The sequence below is a fragment of the Stenotrophomonas sp. K-6 genome (genome assembly GCF_056861555.1).
Window position 1 is genome coordinate 68,888 of sequence record NZ_JBSPUC010000001.1, and the last position, 24,943, is coordinate 93,830.

The window sequence follows — 24,943 nt, forward strand, 5'->3', positions numbered from 1 at the left end:
AGCACCGGCCGCGCCCGTCTGCGCGATCCGGGTGGGGCATGGCCGGGGCGTCACGCTTCATCCCGGATCGCCCCCGACTCATCCCGGATTTCACACAGTTCGTCGCGTGGCGCTTGTCGCACCCCGGGCCTGCGCCCAGAGTCTGCCCCTGTCCGCTGGGAGCGTACTCGTGAACAAGGGAATTCCGTATCTGCTTGCTGCACTGGTTCTGCTGACATGGTCGGCAGGCTGGGCCGAGCCGGTGCTGGCCCTGTTCCACAACGCGCAGGTCTGCCTGGCCGACGGCGGCGACTTCGATCTGCTGCGCCTGCGCTGCCAGCCGCAGCCCAGTGGGGTGTGCATCGGCCAGGCAACACTGTGGTTCTGGCTGAGCGGTATCGTCTTCGCGGTGGTCGCGCTGCTGGGCACGCGTCGCCGCACGCGCTGACAGTCGAGCACGCAACCGGCATCATCGGCCTCTGTCTGATGGAGGTCATATGCGTCCGAGTGAAAAGGAAAAGATGCTGTCCGGGCTGCCCTACCGCCCCGGTGATCCCGAGTTGCAGGCCGACATGGCCGCGGCCAAGGTGTGGATGGTCCGTTACAACGCCGCCCTGGCCGAAACCCCGGCCGTGCGCCGCGCGCTGTTGCGCGAGCAGCTCGGTGCGGTCGGCGAGGGCGCGGTGATCCGGCCGCCATTCCACTGCGATTACGGCTACAACATCCGCCTGGGGCAGGGCGTGTTCCTCAACTACAACTGCGTGATCCTGGACGTGGCCGAGGTCAGCATCGGCGATGGCAGCCAGATTGGTCCGGCAGTGCAGCTCTATGCCGCCGATCATCCGCGTGATCCGCAGGCGCGGGCTGAAGGCCTGGAGTCGGCCAAGCCGGTCCGCATCGGGCGCAATGTGTGGATCGGGGGCGGCGCGATCGTGCTGCCGGGGGTCACCATCGGCGATGACGCCGTGGTCGGCGCTGGCAGCGTGGTTACCCGCGATGTACCCGCAGGCGCGACCGTGATGGGCAATCCTGCGCGGGTGGTGCCTCGGCGCGCGCACGGCGATTGATCCAGCTCAAGGCACTGCGTCCACACCGGGTGTGCAATGGTGATCATCCCATCGCACACCCCAAGGAGCTCTGCCATGTACAAGCGCATCCTGATTGCCACCGATGGTTCGGAGCTGGCCGAGAAAGGCCTGATCAAGGGCCTGGAGCTGGCCAAGGACGTCGATGCCGAGGTCGATATCGTGACCGTCTCCGAGCCCTGGGCGGTGGGCATGTACGACGCGATGGGCTGGAGCGTGGGCTACATGAACACGCCCGAATACAAAGCCGATCGCGAAGAGGCCGCGCAGAAGGTGCTGCAGCCGGCCAAGGCCGCCGCGGAAGCGCAGGGCCTGCGTACGTCGACCGTGCACGTGTTGGACCGCTATGCCGCTGACGGCATCATCGATACCGCCACCGAACGCGGCAGCGACCTGATCGTGATGACCTCGCACGGCCGCCGTGGCGTGACCCGTGTGCTGCTCGGCAGCCAGACCGCCGAAGTGCTGGCACGCAGCACGGTGCCGGTGCTGGTCATCCGATAGCGGAGAAACGTGTAGTGCCGGCCGGCGGCCGGCAGTGCCCCTCAATCGCGCAGTATCAGCGTCTGCGATTCATCCAGCGTGCCATCCGGCTGCAGCACGACATAACGCTCCCCGCTTCGGTCGAACAGCACCGGGATCGGATCGCGGAACAGCGGGCGGCGCACGAAGCGCAGCTGCCAGCCGAAATGCTCCAGCGTCTCTACCGCCTGGCGCTGCTCTGCAGTGAGGCCGGCGCGCAGTTGGGCCGGATTCGGATCGTGGCGGCGTTCGGGGGTGGTCATCGAGCGTGAGCAGGCAGGGAGGCGGTCCGCGCCCGGCCTGCCCCGTAACGGAACGAGGCAGCAGCGCGGTCGACGCCCGCAATCACCAGCTGTAGAGCTTCCAGTACACCGGCGAGACGCCGTCCTTGTCGCTGTCCATGCGGCCATCGCCGTTCTGGTCGTACATGTAGAACGGGGCACCGCGCGACGGGGTCACCTTGACCATCCGCAGCTGGCCGCCGACCCGGTATTCCTCGATCGTGTCGCCGTTGTCCTGGACCGTCTTGACCACATCGGCACCGGTGACATCGACCGGGGGCCTGCCGCCGCCACCGGTGGCACAGCCAGCCAGCGCGAGCACGCCTGCGAGCAACAGAATCTTCATGGGCCGGGAGTCCTTGGGCGAAGAGGGCCCGATTATGCCCGATGGATCGTGAGGCCGGTGCCGACGACGGTCAGGGCCGGGCGCGTAGAATCGTCACATGAGCCGATTAGTCCTGATTGACGGGTCCAGTTACCTGTATCGCGCGTTCCACGCGCTTCCGCCGCTGACCAACGCACACGGTGAACCCACCGGCGCGCTGTTCGGTGTGGTCAACATGCTGCGCGCCACCCTGAAGGAGCGCCCCGAGTACGTCGCCTTCGTGGTCGATGCGCCCGGCAAGAACTTCCGTGACGACCTGTATGCCGACTACAAAGCCAACCGCCCGCCGATGCCTGACGACCTGCGCCCGCAGATCGAGCCGATGTGCCGCATCGTCGAGGCGCTGGGCCTGAGCATCCTGCGCATTCCCGGCGTGGAAGCCGACGATGTGATCGGCACGCTGGCCCTGCAGGGCCACCGCGATGGCCTGCAGGTGACCATCTCCACCGGCGACAAGGACTTCGCCCAGCTGGTCCGCCCGGGCATCGAACTGGTCAACACCATGACCGGCAGCCGCATGGATTCGGACGCGGCGGTGATGGAGAAGTTCGGCGTGCGCGCCGACCAGATCGTCGACCTGCTGGCGCTGATGGGCGACGCCGTGGACAACGTGCCCGGCGTGGAGAAGTGCGGCCCCAAGACCGCCGCCAAGTGGCTGGCCGAGTACCAGCACCTGGAGGGGGTGATGGCGGCGGCGCCGACCATGAAGGGCAAGATCGGCGAGAACCTGCGCGCGGCGCTGGAGCGCCTGCCGCTCAACCGCGAGCTGGTCACAATCCGCACCGATGTGCCGCTGGAGGTCTCGGCGCAGACGCTGCCGCTGCGCGAGCCGGACGTACCGTCGCTGAGCGAGCTGTACCTGCGTTACGGCTTCACCCAGGCCCTGAAGGAGCTGGGCGGTCCCGTGCCTGCCCCGGCCGCTGCCAGCGAGGCCCCGGTCAGCCTGCGCGGCACTGCGGCCGGCTACGCCCGTGCCACGCCGGATGAGGCGGTGGTGCCGGTCGATCCGGCGCTCTCCGCCCCGGGCGAGTACGAGATGGTGCTGACCACCGGGCAGCTCGATGCCTGGGTGCAGCGCCTGGCCGATGCCGAGCTGATCTCCTTCGATACCGAGACCGACGCACTAGACGCCATGCGCGCCAACCTGGTCGGCATCAGCCTGGCGGTCGAGCCGGGCCGGGCGGCCTACATCCCGGTCGGCCACGACTACCCCGGCGCGCCAGCCCAGCTGCCACGCGAGCAGGTGCTGGCGGCGTTGCGCCCGGCGCTGGAAGACCCGTCCAAGAAAAAGCTTGGCCAGCACGGCAAGTACGACCTGCACGTACTACGCCGCCACGGCGTGAACGTGCAGGGGTACCACGACGACACCATGCTGGAGAGCTTCGTGCTCAATTCCACCGCCACGCGCCATGACATGGACTCGCTGGCGATGCGCTACCTGGGCTACACCACCATCAAGTTCGAGGAGGTGGCCGGCAAGGGCGCCAAGCAGATCTCGTTCTCGCAGGTGGGCCTGGACGAAGCCTGCCGCTACGCCGCCGAAGATGCCGACGTGACCCTGCGCCTGCACCACGCGCTGCGGCCACAACTGCAGGCCACGCCTTCGCTGGACAGCGTCTACCGCGACATCGAGATGCCGCTGGTGCCGGTGCTGACGCGCATCGAGGCCAATGGTGTGCATATCGACATGGCCGAACTGCGCCGGCAGAGCCAGGACCTGGGCTCGCGCATGCTGGCCGCCCAGCAGAAGGCGACCGAGCTTGCCGGGCGCACCTTCAACCTGGATTCGCCCAAGCAGCTGCAGGCCGTGCTGTTCGACGAGCTGCAGCTGCCGGCGCTGGTGAAGACCCCCAAGGGCCAGCCCAGCACCAATGAAGAGGCGCTGGAGGCGATCGCCGAACAGCACGAGCTGCCGAGGGTGATCCTGGAGTACCGCGGGCTGGCCAAGCTGCGCAGCACCTACACCGACAAGCTGCCGGAGATGATCAACCAGGACACCGGGCGGGTGCACACCAGCTACCACCAGTCCGGCGCCGCCACCGGCCGGCTGTCTTCCTCGGACCCGAACCTGCAGAACATCCCGATCCGCACCGAGGACGGCCGCCGTATCCGCCGCGCCTTCGTGGCGCCGCCGGGCCGCAAGATCCTGGCCTGCGATTACTCGCAGATCGAGCTGCGGATCATGGCCCACCTCTCTGAGGACCCCGGCCTGGTGCGGGCCTTCGAGCAGGGCGTGGACGTGCACCGGGCCACCGCGGCGGAAGTCTTCAGCCGCAGCCTGGAGGAGGTCACCTCGAACGAGCGCCGGGCCGCCAAGGCGATCAACTTCGGCCTGATGTACGGCATGAGCGCGTTCGGGCTGGCCCGCAACCTCGGGATCGACCGTGGTCAGGCCCAGGATTACGTAGCGCTGTACTTCAGCCGCTACCCGGGCGTGCGCGACTTCATGGAACGGATGCGCCAGCAGGCCCGTGACCAGGGCTATGTGGAAACCCTGTTCGGCCGCCGCCTGTACCTGAACGACATCAACGCCCGCAACCAGGGGCTGCGTGCCGGTGCTGAACGCGCGGCGATCAATGCCCCGATGCAGGGCACCGCGGCGGACATCATCAAGCGCGCCATGGTGAAGGTGGACGATTGGCTGCAGGACCACGGCGACCAGGCCAAGATGATTCTGCAGGTGCACGATGAACTGGTGTTTGAAACCGAAAGCAGTTTCCTCGACACCTTGCGTTTGAAAGTGGTTGAACTGATGTCTTCAGCGGCCGAACTGCGCGTGCCGCTGGTGGTGGACGCTGGCGTCGGTGATAACTGGGATGAGGCGCATTGAGGCCTGAATCACAGTCAAAAGGCTGAATTGGTTCATTGCTTCCCAATAATCTGACTGCTGGATGAATGTTCCCGGGAGGAGCCCAGTATTAATTGGGCCCCTTCACGAACTATCAATGTTCGAAGTGTTGTTATAGACCTCGACAGGCGCAATGCCTGTTGTGGATCTCTCCCATCCCCTGGAGCAGATCTCGGAACGGGGGCTCCTCCCCAAGCGCCCGTTCCCCGGCCCCGCTAACCTCCCCCTGGTTGGCGGGGCTTTTTATTTGTGGCGCCGGAAAACGGCCGCCCGCGACGCGCCACCATTGCCTCTGGCCGGGTGCCGGCCCATGCTGGCTGGACCAGTCGGGAGAGACGATGAGCGACCTGTTTGCATTGGCCATGCCGTGGTGGGAATTCATCCTGCGCGCGGTGGTGGTGTACGTGGTGGTGCTGGGCATGGTGCGGCTCTCGGGCAAACGCGCGCTGGGCCAGATCACCCCCTTCGACGTGTTGCTGATCGTGCTGCTGGGCAACGCGGTGCAGAACGCACTGCTGGGCCAGGACACCTCCTTGGGCGGCGGCCTGCTGCTCGCGGCGACGCTGATCTCGATCAACTACGGCGTGGGCTGGCTGACCACGCGCAGCCGCCGGATCGAATCGCTGGTCGAAGGCGAGCCGGTGCTGATCGCGCGCGATGGCAAGGTGCTCGACTCGGTGCTCAAGCGCGAGCTGGTCACCCCGTCCGATCTGGACGCCGCGCTGCGTCAGCAGGGCTGTTTGACCATCGATGACGTTGCCCTGGCGGTGCTGGAGATCAACGGACACATCACGATCGTGCCGAAGAAGTAATTAGAGCCAGTCGCGCGGCACCAGATAGTCGGCCAAGCGCGCCTCATCGCTGCCGGCCTCCGGCTGGAAGCCGTATTCCCAGCGCACGCGCGGCGGCAGGCTCATCAGGATGCTCTCGCTGCGCCCGCCGCTCTGCAGCCCGAACAGGGTGCCGCGGTCGTAGACCAGGTTGAATTCGACGTAGCGGCCGCGACGGTACAGCTGGAACTCACGCTCGCGCTCGCCATACGGGGTGTCCTTGCGACGCTCGACCAGCGGCAGATAGGCGTCCAGGAAACCGTCGCCGACCGCACGCAGATAGGCAAAATCGCGCTCGAAATCGCCGTGCAGGTCGTCGAAGAACAGGCCGCCCACACCGCGTGTCTCGTTGCGATGGCGCAGGAAGAAATACTCATCGCACCAGCGCTTGTGCGCCGCATAGCGCTCTTCACCGAACGGTGCGCACAGATCGTGCGCGACCTGATGCCAGTGCCGCACGTCCTCCTCGATCGGATAGAAGGGCGTGAGGTCGAAGCCGCCACCGAACCAGGATGCCACCGCTACTCCATCGCGTTCAGCGCGGAAGTAACGCACGTTGGCATGCGTGGTCGGCAGGTACGGATTGGCCGGATGGAACACCAGCGAAACGCCCGTGGCGCGCCAGGAGGCGCCGGCCAGCTCCGGGCGGTTCGCCGAGGCCGACGGCGGCAGGCGCGTGCCGGCCACGTCGGAAAACCCGATCCCGGCCTGCTCGAACACCGCACCATCGCGCAGGATGCGGGTGCGGCCACCGCCGCCCTCCGCGCGCTGCCACAGATCTTCGGCGAAGCGGGCCTGGCCGTCGGCGGTTTCAATCGCCGCACAGATGCGGTCCTGCAGGTCGGTCAGATACGCGCGGACGCGGTCGAAGTCGTTCATGGGGGCTACTTTACCGCAGGCCGGTGCACGGCCTGCGTGTGCTCATCTGCGTTCAACGGCCGCTTTTGCGAAGGCTGCTTTTGTTCTTCGTCGTCGTGGCAGGTGCGTCGGCCGGCGCCTCATCTTCTCCAGCCTCCGCCTCCGCCTCCTCCGCCTCCGCCGCCATGCGCTCGGCGATCTGCTCCAGTCCGGCGCTGACCTGCATCAGGCCCCAGTTGCGGGTGGCGTGTACATCGCAGGCCACGTGCGTGCCTTTGCCGTCCTTCGCGCACAGGGCCGCCATCTGCTCGGGCAGCGCCTCGTCACCGGTGTGCTCGTAGACGGTGGCCAGGTTCTCGCAGCCTTCGCGGACGCCGGCGGTGCACAGCGTCATGTAGAACGGCGCGGCCTCGGCCCAGCGGTCGCGCAGTGCCAGCTGGTGGCCGGCCGCATTGCAGCCCTGCAGCTTGCCCGCCGCACAGCAGGCCTGGGCACCGCCCTCGCGGCCCAGGGTCGGGCAATCCTGCGGCAGCGGGGTCTCGACGAAGACCACCGGCGCGCTGCACTGCTGCGTTTGCCCGGTGTGCTCGTAGTAGCTGAAGCGGTTCCAGCTGTCCATGCCGATCAGGTTGCCGTTGGCCAGGCGCTTGAACACGAAGTCGTCGCCCTGGTCGTGGCGTACGCGGATGTCGCCGTCCACCAGCCGCGCACGCAGCTTGCCGCCGAAGCCGCTGTCGATCATGCCGCCATCCCCGAACGGAAGATGGTCCATCAGGCCTTGGCTGGCCACGTAGCTGCCGCAGGGCAGGGCGGTGGCCGCCAGCGGGCTCAGCGCCTTGGCATCCAGCTTGGCCAGCGGCGCCGCCCGCTCGCAGGCGCGCGGGTCCTTGCCCTGGGTGCAGGCCCGTTGCAGCGCATCGCGGGCGGGAACCAGGCGCCCGGCCTCCCACAGCGCTTCAGCGGCCTTGGCGCAGAAAGTGCCTTGGGTCTGCGCCTGGCAGAGCGTGGTGATCTCATCGAGCTGCGCAGCCGGCAGTGGCGATGCATCGGCTGCAGCAAGCCCACCGAGCAGTGCCTTGGCAAAGGCCTGGCCCATGGCCTCGCGCGCTGCGTCCAGGCAGGCGGCCTGGTCGTACTGCGCGGACGCGGGCTTGCAGACCTCGGGCTCGGGCGGATCAAGTGCGTTGTCCTGGGTCGCGGCCAGTGTGTTGGCCTCGCGCGCTTCGGTCTGGAAGTTGGCGAGCAGGCGCTTGCAGGCGGCCGGGACATCCTCGCGGCACCACTGCCGCAGGCGGTCGTTGCTGGCAAAGAGCGTGTCGTTCAGGCAGGTATCGATTTCGGCCCGGCACGACGCCGCCGGAAACACCGTCGCTCGGCGGCAGGTAGCCGCCTTCTGCAAGCGATACTCGTTGAAGCGGTCGCTGAGCAGGCGACCGCCTTCGTGCACGTTCAGCGATCCGACGCCGCCGTTGTCGAGGTCGGCCAACTTCAGTTCGTCACCGATGCGGCTGAGGAGGTAAGGCTCGGGCGCTTGGCCGGGAATCTGCCTAACGCCCTCGTTGGCGCTGTGCAGGGTCAACGTAGTGCCGCTGTCCTCGGCCACGAACGTGCCACAGACGACGGCCTGGGCCGCTGCCGGCAGGCTGACCGCCGTGAGCAGGGTGAACAGGGTCGCGCGCCAGCCGTGGCGGCGCAGAAGGGGGAGGGAAGCAGTCACACGATCATCCTTGCAGGTCGTGCAGCGCACCGTGGCGCTGCGGGAAACATGTCAACGGCGGAACAGCGCACGCACATCGGCCGCGCACAGGCGCACGATCAGCCAGCCCTGCAGCACCGCGAACGCCAGTGCGGTCACGCCGGCGAGGCCGCTGCAGATCACGCGCTGTACGCGCAGCTCACTGCGCAGCTTGAGCAGTTCGATCGACAGGGTGTCATCGGGTATCTGCGCCAGCAGGTGGCGGAACGCATCATCCAGCAGCCACGCGGCGACCACGTTGAGCACGGCGGTGACCGCCAGCAGCACGATGAACAGCGCCCACGCCCAGCGCCAGCGACGCAGCATGCCCCAGCATGCGGCAACGCCCAAGAGGCTCGACACGCACAGCAGCACGTTGGCCAGCACCGGGTGGGTGAGCAGCCAGCGCAGCGAGCCAGGCAGCCAGTGCAGGTCCTCATCGGCGAGCAGCGCCTGCAGCGCCTCCGAGCCCGACAGGGGTATCGAAATCAGTGCCAGCACCGCCCACATCGCGGCTGTGACCACACAGACCAGCAGCACGGACTTGAGCAGCGGAGCGAGGAAGGCAGGCGCGCCATCCCCGCTGGGGCGTGGCGTGCGGGAGGGCAATTGCGGGGGAAGCGACGCTGACATCCGGTGTCCTGGTTGGGCAGGCCGCGACGTCTAGGTCGCAGCCACCGCGTTCGCGGCCGCAGGCAGGATATGGTCTGCGCTCAACGGTGCCAAGCGCACTCCATGCGGCAGGTGCAGCGGCACCCACGCAAGTTCGGCGATTTCCGCCTGTGCGCGGGGCATGCCGATGACCGTCACCAGGTAGGCATGCGCCCGTACGCGGTGCCCGGCTTCGTGGACCGCCCATGCCTCGAACCGGCCGAGCGGCACAGCACTGGCAGGGTCCAGGGCGACACCGAGTTCTTCGTGCAGCTCACGCGCCAGGGCAACCAAGGGTGCTTCACCGGGCTCGGGCTTGCCGCCGGGCTGGATGAAGGTGTCCGAGCCGTGTTTGCGCACCACCAGTACGCGGCCGTCGGGATCGAAAACGACCGCGGCGACGATATCGATCGTCGCCGCGGCGTGCTGCCCGTCAGTAGGCACCGACGTCATCGATGGATTACTTCAGGTTCTCTTCGAACAGCTTGAGGATGCGCTTGTACTGGTCCAGCCAGGAATCGGCACGCACATAGCCGTGGCGTTCCAGCGGGTACGGCGCGATCGTCCAGTTGTCCTTGTGCAGCTCGATCAGCTTCTGGGTGAGGTTGACCGAGTCCTGGAAGAACACGTTGTCGTCCATCATCCCGTGCGCGATCAGCAGGTGATCCTGCAGGCCTTCGGCGTACTCGATCGGCGAGGACTTGCGATACGCCTCCGGGTCGATGTCCGGGGTGTTGAGGATGTTGGCGGTGTAGCCGTGGTTGTACTGGTGCCAATCGACCACCGGCCGCAGCGCCGCGCCAGCCTTGAACGTGCCCGGCGAGCGGAACAGCGCCATGAAGGTCATGAAGCCGCCGTAGGAACCGCCGTAGATGCCGGCGTGGTCACGGTCGCCCTGCTTGGTGGCGACCAGCCAGTCCAGGCCGTCCTTGTAGTCTTCCAGTTCCGGGTGGCCCATGTTGCGGTAGATCGCCGTGCGCCAGTCGCGGCCGTAGCCGGCGCTGCCGCGGTAATCCATGTCCAGCACCACGTAGCCCTTCTGCACGAGCAGGTTGTGGAACATCTGCTCGCGGAAGTAGGCCGGGTACTGCTGGTGGACGTTCTGCAGGTAACCGGCGCCGTGCACGAACATGGCGATCGGGTACTGCTTGCCCGGCTCGAAGGTCTCCGGACCGTAGTACTTGGCCCAGACCACGCCGGCGCCGTGCTTGGACGGCACCTGCACCAGCTTGGGCTGGATCCACTCGCGCGCCTTGAACTCGGCGGTGCGGGTGTCGGTCAGCACCTTGGCCTGGCCACCGGCGGCGGGCACCACGGCCAGCTGCGTCGGCAGGTAAGCACCGGAGTAACGCACCAGCAGCTGCTGGCCGTCCGGAGACAGCGAGAAGTCTTCCACGCCGTTGAGCGAGGTCAGCTCGCGCACCTGCTTGCTGGCGGTGTCGACCGCGCACACTTCATAGTCGCCCGGCGACTGCTGGTTGCACAGGAAGTAGAAGCCGCGGCCGTCAGCGCTGGGCACGGGCATCGAGGTTTCCCACTTGCCGCCGGTCAATGCCTGCGGCCTGGCCGTGCCCTGCTGGGTGTACAGATGCGAATAGCCGGATTCCTCGGACAGCATCCAGAGCGTACGGTTGTCGTTGGACCAGCCGAAATCGTTGAAGCTCCAGTTGATCCAGGCGCTGTCGGTCAAGCGATGACGCGTCTCCAGCTTGGCACTGGCCGGGGTCACGCTGGCGATCCAGCGGTCCTTGTTGTCGTTGGCGCGCAGCATGATCGCGGCCTGCTGACCATCGGGGCTCCAGCGGATGCCGGGCGCGCCGGGGCCACCCAGCACTTCCACCGGGCGGTTGCCCTTGAGGGCGTCCTTGCCAGCGGCCTTGCGCAGCGCGGCCAGCGGGTCGGTGCCGATGCCCGGCAGGCCGTCCAACGACAGCGGCTTGACCGTGCCGGCGACGGCATCGACCAGCCACAGCGCGTTCGGCTCCGGATCGTTGCGGCCCACGCGGGTGCGGGTGTCTTCGAACTCTTCGTAGCCCGACTCGGTCACGTACTTGGGCATCTTGCCGCCGCGGCCCTCATCGAAGCTCTTCGGCTTGGTGACCACGATCAGGGTGCGCGCATCCGGCGAGAGCACGCTGTCGACGATCTCCACATCCGCGCCCAGATACACCGGGCTCGGTGCGCGCGTGCCATCGGCGCGGCGCCAGCTGGCTTCCTGCGCCTTGAGCGCGTCGCGCTGGGCGCGGTCGTTGCGCAGCGTGGCCAGGGTGCGCAGCTGCTGCTCGCGCAGCGTGTCCGCCTTGGGTGCGTCATCCGGGTTCTTTTCGGCCTTGAGGCTGGCGACCTGCTGCACGCCGGCCGCGGCCGTCCAATGGAACCAGTTCTGGCCGGTGCGCCAGATCACACCGCCGTCGCGGGCGAAATTGACCGCGCTGGACTTCTCGGTGCTGCGGGTCAGCTGGGTCAGCGCGCCGCTGCGCAGGTCGCGCACGAACACATCGCCGTTGCGCACGAAGGCCGAGCGCTGGCGCGCGCTGTCGTAGACCGGGCTGTCCACATCCAGGGTGCCGCGCTGGTCATCGCCAACCTGTCCGGCCACGCCACCGGCAATCGGCTGGCGGAAGGTATCGCGCACCGGGCTGCCGTTGCGCTTGAGCTGGTACTCCACCTGCTGGCTGTTCCACGACCACCAGGCGCTCTCGACCGGCGGACCGATCCAGTCCGGGTCGGCCATGGCCTGCTCGATGGTGATCGGCGTCGGCGCCGCATGGGCAGCACCGCCAAGGGCGGCGAGCAGCAACAGGGACAAAGGCAGCGTTCTGGGCATTGCGGGCGGCACCAATGAGGAAAACCCGGCAAGCGTAGCAGCCGCAACGGCCGGCGGAGGGGGCCACAGGTCATGGCGCGGACCCATCGCCAGCATCCGCAACGTCGTGACGCCAAGGGGCTGCCCGTGCGCGGGATGAGGGCGATCCCGACACATCTCAGAACGACGAAGCCCTTGCCCTGCCTGATGCGGGAGGCCCTGCGGCACTGCTGCGTCGACAGCCCGGAACCGGCTCCCTACGGTGGCTGTGACCCCCGGGGATCCAAGGGGGACATCCATTCAAGGAGCGATTCGATGTTCAAGATGATCACCCGCGCAGCCGTGTTGACCGGCGCCGCCGTGGCGCTCAGCGCCTGTGGCAATCCGCGCGATGCAACCAAGGCCAATTTCAGTCGCGCCATCCAGGCCTATCTGGACGGGCAGGCCGGGCTGTGTGTCCCGTTACCGGCGAACGAAGTGCCCTTCACGCTCGGCGACCAGGACCTGTTCCCGCAGAACAAGACCCGTGCCGATGCTCTGGTCCAGGCGGGCCTGCTGTCGTCACACCCGACCGAGGTGAAGCAGCCCTTCGGTAGCAGCACCCGCCCCGCCACCGAATACCGGGCGACGGCGGCCGGCCAGAGTGCCCTGGTCGCCCAGGCGCCGAAGACCCTGGTCCAGCGCTCCGCCTTCTGCAGCGGGGCTTACAAGGTGCAGGACGTGACCAACTTCACCGAGCCGGGCGAGCTGATGGGGGTCAAGCTCTCCCACGTCGAGTACACCTACACGGTCAAGGGCAGCGCCGATTGGGCGCGTTCTGACGCGCTGCGCAGCGCCTACCCCGAGCTGGACAAGCACGCGCAGGACAGCGTGACCTCCAAGGCCACCCTGATCCTGACCCACGACGGCTGGGTGCACGAAAGCCTGTTCAAGCGCTGAGTGGTACTGCAGGCGGCGGGCCGCACGCCGCCGCCTGGATGTCGCCGTAGGCGTCTGTCTGGGTCGGTCGCTGCCCAGTACGTTCCTGCTTGATGAGGTGGTGCCCCCGAGCTTCATTCAGATCGTCGATTGCATGCAGGACAGCATCCGTAAGAGATACGGGCAGAAAGACATCCCACAACCGGAACGTCGGCGGGCCGCATGAGCCGTGCCATCGTCGTATTGCATTCCAGCCCGCCGATGGTGTGGCCGAGATGCTGAGGGGTCGTCCCGGCGCCACCTGCGTTCACCTGGATGAGATCAGCGCACTGGGCCATGGGTGAAGGCCATGCGCCGACCGACATAGCGGATCCAGAGGCAGTGCTTGCCTTGTTCACCGATGCCTATGTGATCAAGCGAGTTTCCGACTTCAACCATTGCGAGGCCGGACGTCGCCTGCAAGCGGCCGATCTGCATGGCCTATGGAGCTATATCGCGTTGTCGCCGCTGCTCGAACGCGCGAACACGCTGGCGCACGAGAGGGCACTCCCGTGGTGTGCATCTACCACGAAGGCAACATCGAACTACAGTTTCCGCGTGGAGATGTGGAGGTGGATCGATCGCTGTACCAGCACATCGCCGACGGGGCGCGCCAGGCATTTGCCAGCGAAATGGGCGAGCTGCTGCTCTACGAGCGCGAGGATGCCCCGCCGCTGTTCTGTGCTTTCAGTCCGTACATGGCCAACGCCACGCGCGGACGGCCGCCAGTCGAAGCAGTCAAAGAAATCAACTGCAACCGATGTTCCGGTTCGTGCATCTATGTAACTGACATCCACCAACGGAGCATCACCGTGAAGGAAATGATCCCGATCATGCTGTTCATCTGTATCGCCTACGCCGTTCCCCGAGGCAGCGGCGTAACGGCAGGAGCGACTTCGTGTTGATGGGTCGCCTACCGCGCAATCAGGGGTCAAGATGATCGGCTACTACGCTCTGCTGGCGTTGCGCCGCCTTCGGCAGAACGCCATGGCTTACGCCGTCGTAGCGCTGGTTCTGGGCGCGGGTGTCGGCTGCACGATGATCATGCATTCGATCGTGCGCCAGATCACGCATGATCCTGCGCCAGGTCGCAGTGGGTACCTGTACCGTCCGGCGCTGGATGTGAGGCCGGAAGCGCAGCGTCGGGCGGGCGGCGAAGCGAGCGGCAATCTGACATGGCCGGATGCGCGGCAGTTGCTGGATGGGGGCAGGCAGTGGCCGCAGGTTGCGATGGCTGGTGGCCGGGCTGCCGTCAAGGATGCGAGCGGACGGCCCTTCAACGCCCGCGCGCGCTACGCCACCGACGGCGTGTTCACTGTATTGGGAATACCGCTCGAACAAGGCCGTGGGTGGACGCGCGCCGAAGGGGAGGGGGCACAACGCGTGGCAGTGGTAACCGCGCCGCTGCTCGCACGGGTGTGCAGTGCGGGGCCTTGCCTGGGCACGACCATTGAACTGGATGGGCATTCCTACCGCGTCATCGGCGTAACCAAGCCCTGGCATCCGGTCCCGATGTATCACGCAGACTTGCCGGGCAGCGCCTTTGCCGAGCCGGACGAGGTGTTTCTGCCGCTGGCGGCCGCGGTAGCGGACGACTTGGTGGTGGATGGCAGCGTCTCGGCCTGGGGTGATGGCGGTGATACACCCCGGTTGGGCCCGACGATGGCCTGGCTGCAGCTCTGGACGTGGCTTCCGACCACCGACGATGTGCGGCAGTACGAACAGATGCTGCGTACCCACGCGCTGTCACGTGAGCTCCCTGCGGACCAGGCCAAGGTCTGGAGGATGGCCGATTGGCTGGATCTGAAGGGACTGGTCCCGCCCGATACGCGGATCCAGCTCTGGTTGTCCTACCTGTTGCTGGCTGTCTGCGTGACGAATGCTGGCGCGCTGCTTTACCTCACCCTCGACCGCCGTCGGCATGAAATGGCGATCCGCCGCGCCATCGGCGCACGGCGCGTTGATGTTCTGGTTCAGCTGCTGCTTGAAGCGGCCGTTGCAGGTGCCCTGAGCGGCGTGGTTGCCGTCGTGGTTTACGTGGGTGGGATGGAGTTCGTGCGCTCCAGCCGTGTGGTCGCATCCACGCTGACGGTGGTCGAGCCGGTCACTGCCGGGCTCGCCCTGCTCATCGGCGTTGCGGCCGCACTTGCGTGTGCAGCCGTGCCGGCACTTCGGCTCTGCACGCGCCAGGTCGCGGTACAGCAGATCGCAACAAGTCCATAGGGAATAGTCATGTTGATCCTCAAGGCATTGCGCCACTATCTTCCCGGCGCGCTGCTGCTGACTACGCAAGCCGCGCTGGCTTGCGCGGTGTGTATTCTGTCCCTCTCCGTGATCAGGGATAGTCAATCCCGATTGGGCGCACGCTTAAGTAGCGATGCGGAGCGCATCTGGATCGTGCATGCCGCCGACCCCGTGGGCAAACAGGCTTCGCCGGAGACAATCCGCGAAGACCTCGCGCTCCTCTCAAGGTTGGCGGGAGTCCACGCCGCCGCGGCGGCCGATGCGATCCCGTTCGGCGGGCGATCCCGGCGGTTTGGCCTGTGCAGCAGCGCAAAAGCCATGGAAGACGCCATTTCTGCGGGCTCCATCGAGGTGAAGGGCTGCCAGCAGCCCCCCGTCATCACCGCGACCGAGCGCTGGCTGTCCTCGATGGGTATCCCCGTGCTGCAGGGGCGGGACGCGGATCCTGCGGAGGTTGCCACGGGCGCTCGTGTGATTCTGTTGAGCCAGGCGCTTGCCCGCGCTCTATATGCCGACGAGCCGGCCGTGGGCCGTCAGGTTTACCTCGGTCCGGATGATGTGCGTACTGTGATCGGTGTGTTCGACGCCGTGGCGGGGCCTTCGCCCATGGGGAGCGAAGTCGACACCCAGTGGGCCGTCCAGCCAGGCTATCCGGGGGGAAATCAGCGCTATTTTGCCATGCACGCCCAGCCAGGGCTGGGCCGGCAGGTCGTCGATGGTGCGATCGAGGGCCTGTATGGCCTTGAGGCATACCGGATGCTGGACCCGGAGAAGGCGCGTTCGCTGGCGGAGTATCGTGATGAGTTCCTGCGGGCCGATACGTTCAAGGCCCGGCTGCTGGGTTCGATGACCGTGCTTGTACTGGTGATCATGATGGTGGGGGTTTCCGGCATGGTCGGATCCTGGGTAAACCGGCGTCGCCGCGCCATCGGCATTCGCCGTGCACTAGGTGCCCGGCAGCGCGACATCCTCTCCTACTTCCTGGTGGAGAACCTGTTGCTGTCCGCGCCCGGTGCGCTTCTTGGCCTTGCCCTTGCAGCGGCCATCACGCATTTGTCCCGCTTGGAGGCACTCTCCAGCTGGGGTGCGGGCACCGCAGCCGTTGCAGTGTCCGTCGTCATGGTAACCAACGTGCTGGCCTGCCTGCAGCCCTCACTGCGGGCTGCACGACAGGAGCCCTTGGAGTTGCTGCGCGCGCGATGATCACCTCGGGGCGAGCAAGCCCTGCCGGGCCGGTCGAGGCACTGGGCGCCGAGGAGGATGGGCCCCGGAAGACCCGCATCATCGCTGGCGGTCAGCAGGCTTTCTTGGCGTTGAGGGGGTGTCGGCAATCCACTTGGCAGGCACCGTTGGAGAGGTGGACCACCGACCAACCCTGAACCCGGCCGCCGCCTGCGACAAAGTGAAGCAGCGCGTCACCGGGTCGCATGTGCCTTTCACATATACAGGCCCAGACTGGTGCGGATTTCAGAAGCCAGTCGGAGGCGTCTCTTGGACGCGTTGTTGTTGTCCCGGATCCAGTTCGGGTTCGTCATCAGTTTCCACGTGCTGTTCCCGGCCTTCACGATCGGTACCGCCAGCTGGCTGGCCTTTGTCGAATCGCGCTGGCTGCGTACCGGCAATCCCGTCTGGCGCGAGCTGTATTTCTTCTGGCAGAAGATCTTCGCGGTCTCCTTCGGCATGGGCGTGGTGAGCGGCATCGTCATGGCCTTCCAGTTCGGCACCAACTGGCCCCGGCTGAGCGAGGTGGCTGGCACGGTGATCGGCCCGCTGCTGACCTATGAGGTGCTCACCGCGTTCTTCCTGGAAGCCAGCTTCCTGGGCGTGATGATGTTCGGCTGGGGCAAGGTCTCGCCGCGCCTGCATTTCTTCTCCACCTGCATGGTGGCGCTGGGCACGCTGGTCTCCACGTTCTGGATCCTGTCCTCCAACAGCTGGCTGCAGACGCCGGCCGGTTACACGATCGTCGATGGCATCGTGCATCCGGACAGCTGGTGGCAGATCGTCTTCAACCCGTCCTTCCCTTACCGCTTGGCGCACATGGCGCTGGGCTCGTTCATCACCACATGCTTCGTGATTGGCGGCGTGGGCGCGTGGTACCTGCGCAAGGATGTGCACCGCGAAGCTGGCCGCAAGATGCTGCTGGCGGCGGTGGGCTTCGCCGCGCTGACGGTGCCGGTACAGATCTTCGTCGGCGACATGCATGGCCTGAATACCCTCAAGCACCAGCCGATGAAGATCGCGGCGATGGAAGCGCATTGGCATTCCGAAGGCGAGGGCAAGGGTGTCCCGCTGGTGGTGTTCGCGGTGCCCAACGAAAAGGCCGAGCGCAACGACTACGAAATCGCGATCCCGCGCTTGGGCAGCCTGATCCTCACTCATTCGTTGGACGGCACCTTCGATCCGCTCACCTCGGTGCCTGCCAGTGATCGCCCGCCGGTGGTGCCGGTGTTCTTCGCGTTCCGGGTGATGGTCGGGCTGGGCACGCTGATGCTGCTGCTGGCCTGGGTGTCGGCGTTCCAGTGGTGGCGCGGCAAGTTGTTGCAGTCACGCTGGTTGATCCGCGGCTGGAACTGGATGCTGCCGAGCGGCTTCATCGCGCTGATCTCCGGGTGGTTCGTGACCGAGATGGGCAGGCAACCGTGGGTGGTGTATGGCGTGCTGCGTACGGCCGATGCCGTCGGCCCACAGAGTGCGTGGATGACGGCGTTGTCGCTGGGCGTGTACATCGTCGGCTATGCATTCGTGTTCGGTTGGGGCGTCTGGTACCTGGTGAAGATCATCCGCACCGGTCCCAAGCCGCATGCGCCGGCGCCGAAGCTGGATGCCGGCAGCCACACCCCGGCGCGGCCGCTGTCCGGGGCCGATGAACCGCTGGAGGAGCGCTGAGATGGAGATGACGACCTGGCTGCCGGTGGCATGGTTCGCGGTGATTGGCTTTGGTGTGCTGATGTACGTGGTGCTGGATGGCTTCGTGCTCGGCATCGGCATCCTGGCGCCAATGGCCGAGGATGAAGAACAGCTGGACATCATGATGAACACCGCCGCCCCGATCTGGGACGGCAACGAAACCTGGCTGGTGCTGGGCGGGGCCGGTCTGATGGCCGCGTTCCCGAAGGCCTACGCCGCGTTGCTGTCGGCGCTGTACCTGCCGGTGCTGTTGCTGGTGGTCGCGCTGGTGTTCCGCGGCGTCGCCTTCGAGTTCCGCTTCAAGGCGCACCGCTCGCGCAGGCTGTGGAGCGTGGCGTTCGGGCTGGGCTCGCTGCTGGCCGCCTTCGCGCAGGGCGTGATCCTCGGCGCACTCGTGCAGGGCCTGCAGGTGGTGGATGGCCGCTACGTGGGCGGCGCGTTCAGCTGGTTCAGCCCGTTCTCGATGCTGACCGGTGCAGCGGTGGTGTTCGGCTACGCACTGCTGGGCAGCACGTGGCTGATCCTCAAGACCGAAGGCCGCGAGCAGACGTTCGCACGCACCTTGACCCGCCCACTGGTGGTGGCGGTGATCGTGTTCATGGGCTTGGTGAGTGCGTGGTTGCCGTTCCTGGATTCGCGTCTGATGGCGCGCTGGTTCAGCGATGGCAATTTCTGGTGGCTGTCGCCGGTGCCGTTGCTGACGTTGGCGGTCGCCACGGCGCTATGGCGCAGCGCGATGCACCCCAAGCGCGACCTGCCGCCGTTCCTGTTGACGCTGGCGCTGTTCATCCTTGGCTTCATCGGCCTGGTGCTGGGCATGTGGCCGTACCTGCTGCCGCCGAGCATGACGTTGTGGCAGGCCGCCGCGCCGGCCTCGTCGCTGAGTTTCAGTCTGGTCGGGCTGGTGATCCTGCTGCCGGTGATCCTGGGCTATACGGCGTGGTCGTACCGGGTGTTCCGCGGGAAGGTGCGGGCGGATGTGGGGTATCACTGAGTAAAGCACGGTGGCTATTCCCGGTTCCGGGTGTGCGAGGGCGGTGGGAAGAGTCAACCGCATAAAACGGGTCAAGAGCAGCCGACCAACGGTCGGCTCTACCCCAGCATGAAAGCTGCTTGATTGATCAAGAAGAAACGTCAGGCGGCCGATTCGACCTGCTGTTGATCTCTCCCATGCGCACCAGGCAACTGTCGAAGGGGCGGTGTGGGTGGGGTGGCGGGACCATGTGTTGCCATGGATGGCAACACATGAGCTTACAGGGACGTACTTGCAGCGGGTCCCGACGCCTCACCCACGCCGACCCTGGCCAGTCGGAGCCTGCAAACCAAGGCTGTTGACTCAGCCGTGCAGCCCCTCGATCTCGACCAGCAACTCCGCCCGGCACACCTCCGCATGCAACACCACGAACGGCGGTGCCGTCGGCAGCGCCGCCATCTGCGCCGCCACTGCCGCCAAATCCTCCGCCCGACGCACATACACCTTCAGCACCGACGTCGACCCCAGCACCGGTGACAGCGACGGCCGCTGACCGCGCGCCGTATCCACCAGACTCTGCAGATTCCGCAGCGTCTCGCGCAACTGCTCATCCACCGCCCCCGTGTGCTGCGACACATGCCCCACGATCGCCGCCGTCCCGGACTGCAACAACGGCAGGCCCGTCGCCAACGGCGGCAGCAGCGCCCGCGAGAAACTCGGCGACTGCGGCCCGTACTGGCGTGGATAGCGGAACGCACTCACCTGGCGCGGATTCTCCAGCGGCTGGCCCGGCTCGCGCGCTGCCAGCCAATACACCTGCAGCCGGCGCTCACCGTCAAAACGACCGATGCAGGTTGCCGCCGGCAACGCGGCCTCATCCAGCTCCCGCAGGCCCCGCACGCGGCCCACGCAGAAACGTCGATAGCGCTCATCATCGCCCTCGCCCTCGGTCACCGCGTCCAGATAGTTCCAGGTCCGCAGCAGGTGCGGATAACCGCAGCGCGAGAGGAACGCGCTCATCCGCGCGTAAGCCTCGGCGGCGGCCGACTCGATATCGCTGTCGACCTCATCGATCTCCAGCACCCCGAACAGCACGTTATCGGTATGGGACCAGCGCACCCCATCGGTAATCCCGTGCTCGACCGGGGTGCCGGCGCACCAGACCTCGATCTGTGCCGGGCCCTGTTCGGCCAGCGGCACCTGCAGCCAGCGTGGGTCGTCCAGCGCGACGTGAGGCAGGCCGAATCCGAACACCGCCAGCGTGCAGGGGTCGGCCAGCGCGGCATCGCGGTCCGCCGCCGGGGCGTAGGCGACACGGAACAACGCAGGTCCGGAGGACGGGGAAGCGACTGCCGGTGCCGCTGCGGTGTTGATCGTGTTGCTCATTTCAGAATGTGAATGCTGCCAGTGCCGAGAATGTCATGATAGCGTGCGCACCTTTCCCGGCACCGCGTCCCGTGCTGGACGCTGTCGACGACAGGCGCGGGCCGGCTGGCATGGGGGAGCCGCTCCGCGTTGCCCTCATGGCGCGTGTCCGTCCTGGTACCCATCCATCATGTTGGCGTGAATGATCGAGTTTTCAGTATTGGATTGGTCGGCCTGGGCGCCGGGCATCACCACCCGGGAACAGTGGCAGGCGTGGGCGAACGCTCCCTGGCTGCCGACCGGTGAGGACACCCCGGCATTGGCCGAAGTGCCGGCCATGCAGCGCCGCCGGATCGAGCGGCTGGGCCGCATGGCGATCCAGACTGCCTGCTGGTGCGAGCAGCCTGACGACGGCGGCCAGGTGCCACTGGTGTTCGCCTCGCGCCATGGCGACGTGGCGCGCTCGATGGAACTGCTCAACACCCTGAGCGCGGACCAGCCGATGTCGCCGACCGGCTTCGGCCTGTCGGTGCACAACGCGATCGCGGCGCTCTATTCGATTGCCCGCGGGCATCGAGGCAACTATCTGGCCCTCGCGGCCGGCCGTGCCACGGTCGAAACCGCCTGTGTCGAGGCCTTCGGGCTGCTGGCCGATGGAGCGCCGGAGGTGCGGCTGGTCGTCTACGAATCCCCCTTGCCGCCGATCTATGCCGGTTTCGCCGACGAGCCCGACCCGTTCTTCGCCTGGTGCTGGCGATTGGGCCCGGCGGATCGGCCGGGCACGAGGCTGTCGCTGGGCTGGGGCGCAAGTGACAGGGACCGCCCTTCCCAAGGGCTGCCGCATGGCCTGGAGGCCCTGCGCTTCCTGCTGGCCGGCACGCCTTCGCTGGGGCTGGATGCCGATGGCCAACGCTGGACCTGGCAGCGCCATGGCTGAGCGCTGGCCGGCCCGGATCAACCATGCCTGGCGGGTGCTGGGCACGGGGCTGAGCTTTGCCGCCTTCGGGGTCGGTGGGCTGGTGCTGGGCGGGCTGCTGTTCCTGTCGCTGCTGCTGATCCGCGATCCGGTACGCCGGCGCGTGATGGCCCGGCGGCTGGTGCAGGCTGGTTTCGCCACCCACGTCGGCCTGATGCACCGGCTGGGGCTGATGACCTATGAGATCCGCGGGGGCGAGCGCCTGCAGCGCAACGGCCTGCTGATCCTGGCCAATCACCCGACCCTGATCGACGTGGTGCTGCTGATCGCCCAGCTGCCCAATGCCGATTGCGTGGTCAAGCAGGCCGTGGCCCGCAACCCATTCATGCGCGGCCCGGTCCGGGCCGCCGGCTACGTTTCCAATGACGACGGGGCGGGGCTGGTGGATGACTGCATCGCCGCTGTCCAGGCCGGCGGCAACCTGGTGATCTTCCCGGAGGGCACGCGCACCGTGCCGGGCCAGCCGCTGCGGCTGCAGCGCGGGGCGGCCAATATCGCGGTGCGGGGCCGGCTGGACATCACCCCGGTGCGGATCACCTGCACGCCGCTGACCCTGACCAAGGGCCAGAAATGGTATCGTGTGCCATCACGGCGATTTCACGTTCAGCTGGAAGTCGGGGAGGATCTCCCGATTGCCCCGTTTCTGAACGAGACCGGCGATGCGCCCAGGGGGGATGCCTTGGCGGCCAGGCGTGTGACCGATCATCTTGCCCATTACTTCGACTTCGCTGGAGACCCGACCCGTGCAGGCACTTGAGCACGAGATCAAGGAATTGATCATTTCATCGCTTTCACTGGAAGACATCACTCCCGAAGACATCGATTCCGCGGCGCCCTTGTTCGTGGAGGGGCTGGGCCTGGATTCGATCGACGCGCTGGAACTTGGATTGGCCCTGCAGAAAAAGTACGGTGTCAGCCTGTCAGCCGATTCGGAAGAGACCCGTCGCCATTTCTCCAGCGTGCGTGCCCTGAGCGAGTTTGTCGCCGCACGCCAGCCGTCCTAACGGCGCGTCAGGATTTACCCATGACCAAGAACGAACTTTTCGAGCGCATCGTCAAGATCCTCAAGGACAGCTTTGAGATCGAGCCGAGCCGTATCACGCCCGCCGCGCGGCTGTACGACGACCTGGACATCGACAGCATCGACGCGGTCGATCTGATCGTGCAGCTCAAGCCGCTGCTCGGCCGCAATCTGCAGCCGGAAGCGTTCAAGCAGGTGCGTACCGTGCAGGACATCGTGGATGTGGTGCACGGGCTGTTGCCCGGTCAAGCGGCCGCCTGACGGCCATCGCTGAAGACTGACCATGGTCCGGGTACGCGTCGCGGCGTTTGCGTTGCTGTCGCTGGCATACCCGCTGGTGGTCTACCTGTCGCTGGGCCGGTTCGAGCCGCGCTGGTTGTCGTTGCTGCTGTTCACCCTGGCCGCGCTGCGCGCGCTGACCACCCGCCAGCCGGTGTGGTGGGTGGCCGCACTCGGCACCGGTGTACTCGCCCTGGTGGCCACGGCCTTCAACCAGGCCCTGCCGCTGAAGCTGTACCCGGCGCTGGTGAACGCGGTGATGCTGGTCATCTTCGCCACCAGTCTTCGCTTCGGGCCGAGTGCCGTGGAGCGACTGGCGCGGCTGAGCGAGCCGGACCTGCCGCCGTTTGCGGTGATCTATACCCGCCGCGTCACGTGGATCTGGTGCGGTTTCTTTGTTCTCAACGGAAGTCTGGCCCTGGCCACGGCGCTGTGGGCGTCCAACCAGGTCTGGGCGTTCTACAACGGATTGCTGGCGTACGTGATGATGGGTGCTCTGTTTGGCGGGGAATGGCTGGTCCGGCGACGGGTCAAGGCGGCGCATGCCCATGGCTGAGTGGATCGCACTGGACCGGCTGGCGCTGGCGCCGCGCCCGGGCCGCATCGTGGGCATCGCCGGCGACACCGTGGTGGAGCACCCGCAGTTCCGCACGCAGGTACTGGGCTGGCAGCAGGCGTTCGCGCGGGCGCCCGGCACGGATTGGGCGCTGTATTTCGATGACACGCTGAGCTTCGCCGCCGCCCTGCTGGGTGCCTGGCATGCCGGCAAGCGCGTGTTCCTGGGCGGCGACAACCTGCCGGCCACGCTGGAGGGGCTGAGCCCGCATGTGGCCGGATTTGCCGGCGACGTGCCGGCCCGGTATGCGCCGTTGCAGCCCGATGCGGCGGCCGACCCAGGTCAGGTCCTGCAGCCGTTGGATGAGGCCGCCCTGGAGCTGGTGGTGTTCACCTCCGGCAGCACCGGCGCGCCGAGCGCCATCGTCAAACGCATGCGCCAGCTGACCCGCGAGGTGGATGCGCTGCAGGCCGCCTTCGGCGAGCAGCTCGATGGCGCGCAGGTGCAGGGCACCGTCTCGCACCAACACATATATGGGCTGCTGTTCCGGGTGCTGTGGCCGCTGGTGGCCGGGCGCGCGATCCAGCCGCGCCGGTTCTTCCACGAAGACCTGGTGAGCGCGCTGGGCGGCCAGCCCTCGGTGCTGGTGGCCACCCCGGCCCATCTCAAACGTCTGCCCGAGCAGCTGGACTGGTCCTCGCTGGGCGGGCAGCTGCGCGCGGTGTTCTCCTCTGGCGGCCCGTTGCCGACCGAGGCCGCGCTGCAGGTGCGCGCCTTGATGGGCGTGGCCCCGACCGAAGTGTTCGGCAGCAGCGAGACCGGCGGCGTTGCGTGGCGGCGCTGGAGTGCAGCGCAGCCGCAGTGGCATCCGCTGCCGGGCGTGGCGTGGCGGATCGAAGAGGGTTGCCTGGCGGTCCGCTCGCCGCACCTGGCGAGCGAAGACTGGTGGCTGACCCAGGACCGTGCCGTGGCCGACGACGGCCACAGCTTCCGCCTGCTCGGCCGGGCCGACCGCATCGTCAAGATCGAAGAGCGCCGCGTCTCGCTGGATGCCCTGGAGCAGCAGCTGCGCGCGCACCCGGCCGTGCAGGAGGTGCGCGTGCTGGTGCTGCCGGGCGCGCGCGAGCAGCTGGCCGCCGTGGTGGTGCCGCAGGCGACGGGCGCCGCGCAGTGGGATGACGCCGAGCGCCGCCGCCAGGCGCGGCAGTTGAGCGCCCATCTGGCCCGCAGCCATGACGCCGTGACCCGGCCGCGCCGCTGGCGCTTCATCGACGAGCTGCCCTTCAACGCCCAGGGCAAGGTCACCGCCGCGGCATTGGCCGCGCTGTTCCGTCCATCAATGCCCACGGCCGAGTGGCAGCAGCGCGATGGCACCACCGCGTCGCTGCAGTTCGTGCTGGACCCGGACCTGGTCGCGTTCGATGGCCACTTCCCGCAGGCGAAGATCCTGCCGGGCGTGGTCCAGCTGGACTGGGCGATCCACTACGGACGCAGCGTGTTCACGATGCCGCCGCGCTTCGTACGGATGGACGCGCTGAAATTCCAGCATGTCGCGCGCCCCGGCGACTGCCTGCAGCTGAGCCTGGGTTGGGATGCGGCCAAATCGGCGATGAGCTTCCGTTACGTCTCCGACCATGGCGTGCATGCCAGCGGACGGGTGGTGTTCGGCGATGCGTGATGAC

25 protein-coding genes are annotated in these 24,943 nt (G+C 67.0%); 17 read left to right on the top strand and 8 right to left on the bottom strand.

What is annotated here, in order from left to right; translation table 11 throughout:
* Positions 1-169: 169 nt before the first annotated feature.
* The 3 genes from AC13F7_RS00290 (at position 170) to AC13F7_RS00300 (ending at position 1,568) form a co-directional block, all read left to right on the top strand.
* Positions 170-427 (top strand): hypothetical protein, encoded by a 258-nt coding sequence (locus AC13F7_RS00290; protein WP_482998889.1) that lies wholly within the window; start codon positions 170-172, stop codon positions 425-427.
* A 49-nt stretch (positions 428-476) separates the two neighbouring features.
* Entirely contained in the window at positions 477-1,046 is a 570-nt protein-coding gene (locus AC13F7_RS00295) for a sugar O-acetyltransferase (protein ID WP_482998890.1), read from the top strand.
* A gap of 75 nt (positions 1,047-1,121) precedes the next feature.
* Positions 1,122-1,568 carry a universal stress protein gene (locus AC13F7_RS00300; RefSeq protein WP_482998891.1) on the top strand — a complete coding sequence of 149 codons (447 nt, stop codon included), beginning with the start codon at positions 1,122-1,124 and terminating at the stop codon, positions 1,566-1,568.
* Positions 1,569-1,609: 41 nt separating this feature from the next.
* Here AC13F7_RS00300 and AC13F7_RS00305 read toward each other — a convergent pair whose 3' ends face one another.
* On the bottom strand, positions 1,610-1,849 hold the full coding sequence (locus tag AC13F7_RS00305) for a hypothetical protein (RefSeq protein ID WP_482998892.1): 240 nt from the start codon (positions 1,847-1,849) through the stop codon (positions 1,610-1,612).
* Positions 1,850-1,931: 82 nt separating this feature from the next.
* On the bottom strand, positions 1,932-2,213 hold the full coding sequence (locus AC13F7_RS00310) for a DUF2782 domain-containing protein (protein WP_070470027.1): 282 nt from the start codon (positions 2,211-2,213) through the stop codon (positions 1,932-1,934).
* Positions 2,214-2,310: 97 nt separating this feature from the next.
* Here AC13F7_RS00310 and polA point away from each other — a divergent pair, with 97 nt between their 5' ends.
* Positions 2,311-5,082: a DNA polymerase I gene (polA, locus tag AC13F7_RS00315; RefSeq protein ID WP_482998893.1), complete on the top strand. Its 2,772-nt coding sequence runs from the start codon at positions 2,311-2,313 to the stop codon at positions 5,080-5,082.
* Positions 5,083-5,438: 356 nt separating this feature from the next.
* A complete protein-coding gene (locus tag AC13F7_RS00320) occupies positions 5,439-5,912 on the top strand; it encodes a DUF421 domain-containing protein (RefSeq protein WP_123729821.1) in 474 nt (157 codons plus the stop codon).
* Here AC13F7_RS00320 and hemF read toward each other — a convergent pair whose 3' ends face one another.
* The 5 genes from hemF to AC13F7_RS00345 are packed head-to-tail and all read right to left on the bottom strand — an operon-like array spanning position 5,913 to position 12,001.
* Entirely contained in the window at positions 5,913-6,809 is an 897-nt protein-coding gene (gene hemF / locus AC13F7_RS00325; protein WP_481466882.1) for an oxygen-dependent coproporphyrinogen oxidase, read from the bottom strand. It lies immediately after the preceding gene.
* A gap of 52 nt (positions 6,810-6,861) precedes the next feature.
* Entirely contained in the window at positions 6,862-8,505 is a 1,644-nt protein-coding gene (locus AC13F7_RS00330) for a hypothetical protein (protein ID WP_482998894.1), read from the bottom strand.
* A 51-nt stretch (positions 8,506-8,556) separates the two neighbouring features.
* Positions 8,557-9,156: a hypothetical protein gene (locus AC13F7_RS00335; RefSeq protein ID WP_482998895.1), complete on the bottom strand. Its 600-nt coding sequence runs from the start codon at positions 9,154-9,156 to the stop codon at positions 8,557-8,559.
* Positions 9,157-9,186: 30 nt separating this feature from the next.
* Positions 9,187-9,627 carry an NUDIX hydrolase gene (locus AC13F7_RS00340; protein WP_482998896.1) on the bottom strand — a complete coding sequence of 147 codons (441 nt, stop codon included), beginning with the start codon at positions 9,625-9,627 and terminating at the stop codon, positions 9,187-9,189.
* A gap of 7 nt (positions 9,628-9,634) precedes the next feature.
* Positions 9,635-12,001: a S9 family peptidase gene (locus tag AC13F7_RS00345; protein ID WP_482998897.1), complete on the bottom strand. Its 2,367-nt coding sequence runs from the start codon at positions 11,999-12,001 to the stop codon at positions 9,635-9,637.
* Between the two features lie 294 nt (positions 12,002-12,295).
* On the opposite strand from AC13F7_RS00345, the gene AC13F7_RS00350 reads away from it, so the two are divergent.
* The 6 genes from AC13F7_RS00350 to cydB all read left to right on the top strand — a co-directional run bounded on the left by AC13F7_RS00350 (position 12,296) and on the right by cydB (position 19,085).
* Positions 12,296-12,919: a hypothetical protein gene (locus AC13F7_RS00350; RefSeq protein ID WP_482998898.1), complete on the top strand. Its 624-nt coding sequence runs from the start codon at positions 12,296-12,298 to the stop codon at positions 12,917-12,919.
* Between the two features lie 530 nt (positions 12,920-13,449).
* Entirely contained in the window at positions 13,450-13,842 is a 393-nt protein-coding gene (locus AC13F7_RS00355) for a hypothetical protein (protein ID WP_482998899.1), read from the top strand.
* 31 nt (positions 13,843-13,873) lie between these two features.
* Positions 13,874-15,160 carry an ABC transporter permease gene (locus AC13F7_RS00360; RefSeq protein ID WP_481466896.1) on the top strand — a complete coding sequence of 429 codons (1,287 nt, stop codon included), beginning with the start codon at positions 13,874-13,876 and terminating at the stop codon, positions 15,158-15,160.
* A gap of 9 nt (positions 15,161-15,169) precedes the next feature.
* A complete protein-coding gene (locus AC13F7_RS00365) occupies positions 15,170-16,384 on the top strand; it encodes an ABC transporter permease (protein WP_482998900.1) in 1,215 nt (404 codons plus the stop codon).
* Between the two features lie 288 nt (positions 16,385-16,672).
* Positions 16,673-18,070 carry a cytochrome ubiquinol oxidase subunit I gene (locus AC13F7_RS00370; protein ID WP_482998901.1) on the top strand — a complete coding sequence of 466 codons (1,398 nt, stop codon included), beginning with the start codon at positions 16,673-16,675 and terminating at the stop codon, positions 18,068-18,070.
* Between the two features lies 1 nt (position 18,071).
* Positions 18,072-19,085, top strand: coding sequence for a cytochrome d ubiquinol oxidase subunit II (gene cydB / locus AC13F7_RS00375; protein ID WP_265308611.1), 1,014 nt, complete (start codon positions 18,072-18,074; stop codon positions 19,083-19,085).
* A gap of 342 nt (positions 19,086-19,427) precedes the next feature.
* Here cydB and AC13F7_RS00380 read toward each other — a convergent pair whose 3' ends face one another.
* The gene (locus AC13F7_RS00380; protein WP_482998902.1) at positions 19,428-20,450 is read right to left on the bottom strand and encodes a chorismate transformation FkbO/Hyg5 family protein; all 1,023 of its coding nucleotides are present in this window, start codon (positions 20,448-20,450) and stop codon (positions 19,428-19,430) included.
* A gap of 181 nt (positions 20,451-20,631) precedes the next feature.
* On the opposite strand from AC13F7_RS00380, the gene AC13F7_RS00385 reads away from it, so the two are divergent.
* Genes AC13F7_RS00385 through AC13F7_RS00410 form a run of 6 tightly spaced genes read left to right on the top strand, consistent with a single transcriptional unit; the run spans position 20,632 to position 24,939 of the window.
* Positions 20,632-21,366 (top strand): beta-ketoacyl synthase chain length factor, encoded by a 735-nt coding sequence (locus AC13F7_RS00385; protein WP_482998903.1) that lies wholly within the window; start codon positions 20,632-20,634, stop codon positions 21,364-21,366.
* Positions 21,359-22,162 (top strand): lysophospholipid acyltransferase family protein, encoded by an 804-nt coding sequence (locus tag AC13F7_RS00390; RefSeq protein ID WP_346472245.1) that lies wholly within the window; start codon positions 21,359-21,361, stop codon positions 22,160-22,162. Before AC13F7_RS00385 ends, AC13F7_RS00390 begins: the two co-directional genes overlap by 8 nt.
* Positions 22,149-22,409 carry a phosphopantetheine-binding protein gene (locus AC13F7_RS00395; protein WP_019185497.1) on the top strand — a complete coding sequence of 87 codons (261 nt, stop codon included), beginning with the start codon at positions 22,149-22,151 and terminating at the stop codon, positions 22,407-22,409. Before AC13F7_RS00390 ends, AC13F7_RS00395 begins: the two co-directional genes overlap by 14 nt.
* 20 nt (positions 22,410-22,429) lie before the next feature.
* Positions 22,430-22,687, top strand: a complete 258-nt coding sequence (locus tag AC13F7_RS00400; protein WP_019185496.1) for an acyl carrier protein — start codon at positions 22,430-22,432, stop codon at positions 22,685-22,687.
* Positions 22,688-22,709: 22 nt separating this feature from the next.
* Positions 22,710-23,261: a COG4648 family protein gene (locus tag AC13F7_RS00405; protein WP_346472246.1), complete on the top strand. Its 552-nt coding sequence runs from the start codon at positions 22,710-22,712 to the stop codon at positions 23,259-23,261.
* Positions 23,254-24,939: an ApeI family dehydratase gene (locus tag AC13F7_RS00410; RefSeq protein WP_482998904.1), complete on the top strand. Its 1,686-nt coding sequence runs from the start codon at positions 23,254-23,256 to the stop codon at positions 24,937-24,939. The genes AC13F7_RS00405 and AC13F7_RS00410 overlap by 8 nt, the downstream gene beginning before the upstream one ends.
* The last annotated feature ends 4 nt before the right edge of the window (positions 24,940-24,943 follow it).

Excerpts from the sequence above, each read along its gene's own strand:
- AC13F7_RS00295 (WP_482998890.1), top strand. The coding sequence starts at position 477 with ATGCGTCCGAGTGAAAAGGAAAAGATGCTGTCCGGGCTGCCCTACCGC.
- AC13F7_RS00300 (WP_482998891.1), top strand. The coding sequence starts at position 1,122 with ATGTACAAGCGCATCCTGATTGCCACCGATGGTTCGGAGCTGGCCGAG.
- AC13F7_RS00305 (WP_482998892.1), bottom strand. The coding sequence starts at position 1,849 with ATGACCACCCCCGAACGCCGCCACGATCCGAATCCGGCCCAACTGCGC.
- AC13F7_RS00310 (WP_070470027.1), bottom strand. The coding sequence starts at position 2,213 with ATGAAGATTCTGTTGCTCGCAGGCGTGCTCGCGCTGGCTGGCTGTGCC.
- polA (WP_482998893.1), top strand. The coding sequence starts at position 2,311 with ATGAGCCGATTAGTCCTGATTGACGGGTCCAGTTACCTGTATCGCGCG.
- AC13F7_RS00320 (WP_123729821.1), top strand. The coding sequence starts at position 5,439 with ATGAGCGACCTGTTTGCATTGGCCATGCCGTGGTGGGAATTCATCCTG.
- hemF (WP_481466882.1), bottom strand. The coding sequence starts at position 6,809 with ATGAACGACTTCGACCGCGTCCGCGCGTATCTGACCGACCTGCAGGAC.
- AC13F7_RS00335 (WP_482998895.1), bottom strand. The coding sequence starts at position 9,156 with ATGTCAGCGTCGCTTCCCCCGCAATTGCCCTCCCGCACGCCACGCCCC.
- AC13F7_RS00340 (WP_482998896.1), bottom strand. The coding sequence starts at position 9,627 with ATGACGTCGGTGCCTACTGACGGGCAGCACGCCGCGGCGACGATCGAT.
- AC13F7_RS00345 (WP_482998897.1), bottom strand. The coding sequence starts at position 12,001 with ATGCCCAGAACGCTGCCTTTGTCCCTGTTGCTGCTCGCCGCCCTTGGC.
- AC13F7_RS00350 (WP_482998898.1), top strand. The coding sequence starts at position 12,296 with ATGTTCAAGATGATCACCCGCGCAGCCGTGTTGACCGGCGCCGCCGTG.
- AC13F7_RS00360 (WP_481466896.1), top strand. The coding sequence starts at position 13,874 with ATGATCGGCTACTACGCTCTGCTGGCGTTGCGCCGCCTTCGGCAGAAC.
- AC13F7_RS00365 (WP_482998900.1), top strand. The coding sequence starts at position 15,170 with ATGTTGATCCTCAAGGCATTGCGCCACTATCTTCCCGGCGCGCTGCTG.
- cydB (WP_265308611.1), top strand. The coding sequence starts at position 18,072 with ATGGAGATGACGACCTGGCTGCCGGTGGCATGGTTCGCGGTGATTGGC.
- AC13F7_RS00380 (WP_482998902.1), bottom strand. The coding sequence starts at position 20,450 with ATGAGCAACACGATCAACACCGCAGCGGCACCGGCAGTCGCTTCCCCG.
- AC13F7_RS00385 (WP_482998903.1), top strand. The coding sequence starts at position 20,632 with ATGATCGAGTTTTCAGTATTGGATTGGTCGGCCTGGGCGCCGGGCATC.
- AC13F7_RS00390 (WP_346472245.1), top strand. The coding sequence starts at position 21,359 with ATGGCTGAGCGCTGGCCGGCCCGGATCAACCATGCCTGGCGGGTGCTG.
- AC13F7_RS00400 (WP_019185496.1), top strand. The coding sequence starts at position 22,430 with ATGACCAAGAACGAACTTTTCGAGCGCATCGTCAAGATCCTCAAGGAC.
- AC13F7_RS00405 (WP_346472246.1), top strand. The coding sequence starts at position 22,710 with ATGGTCCGGGTACGCGTCGCGGCGTTTGCGTTGCTGTCGCTGGCATAC.
- AC13F7_RS00410 (WP_482998904.1), top strand. The coding sequence starts at position 23,254 with ATGGCTGAGTGGATCGCACTGGACCGGCTGGCGCTGGCGCCGCGCCCG.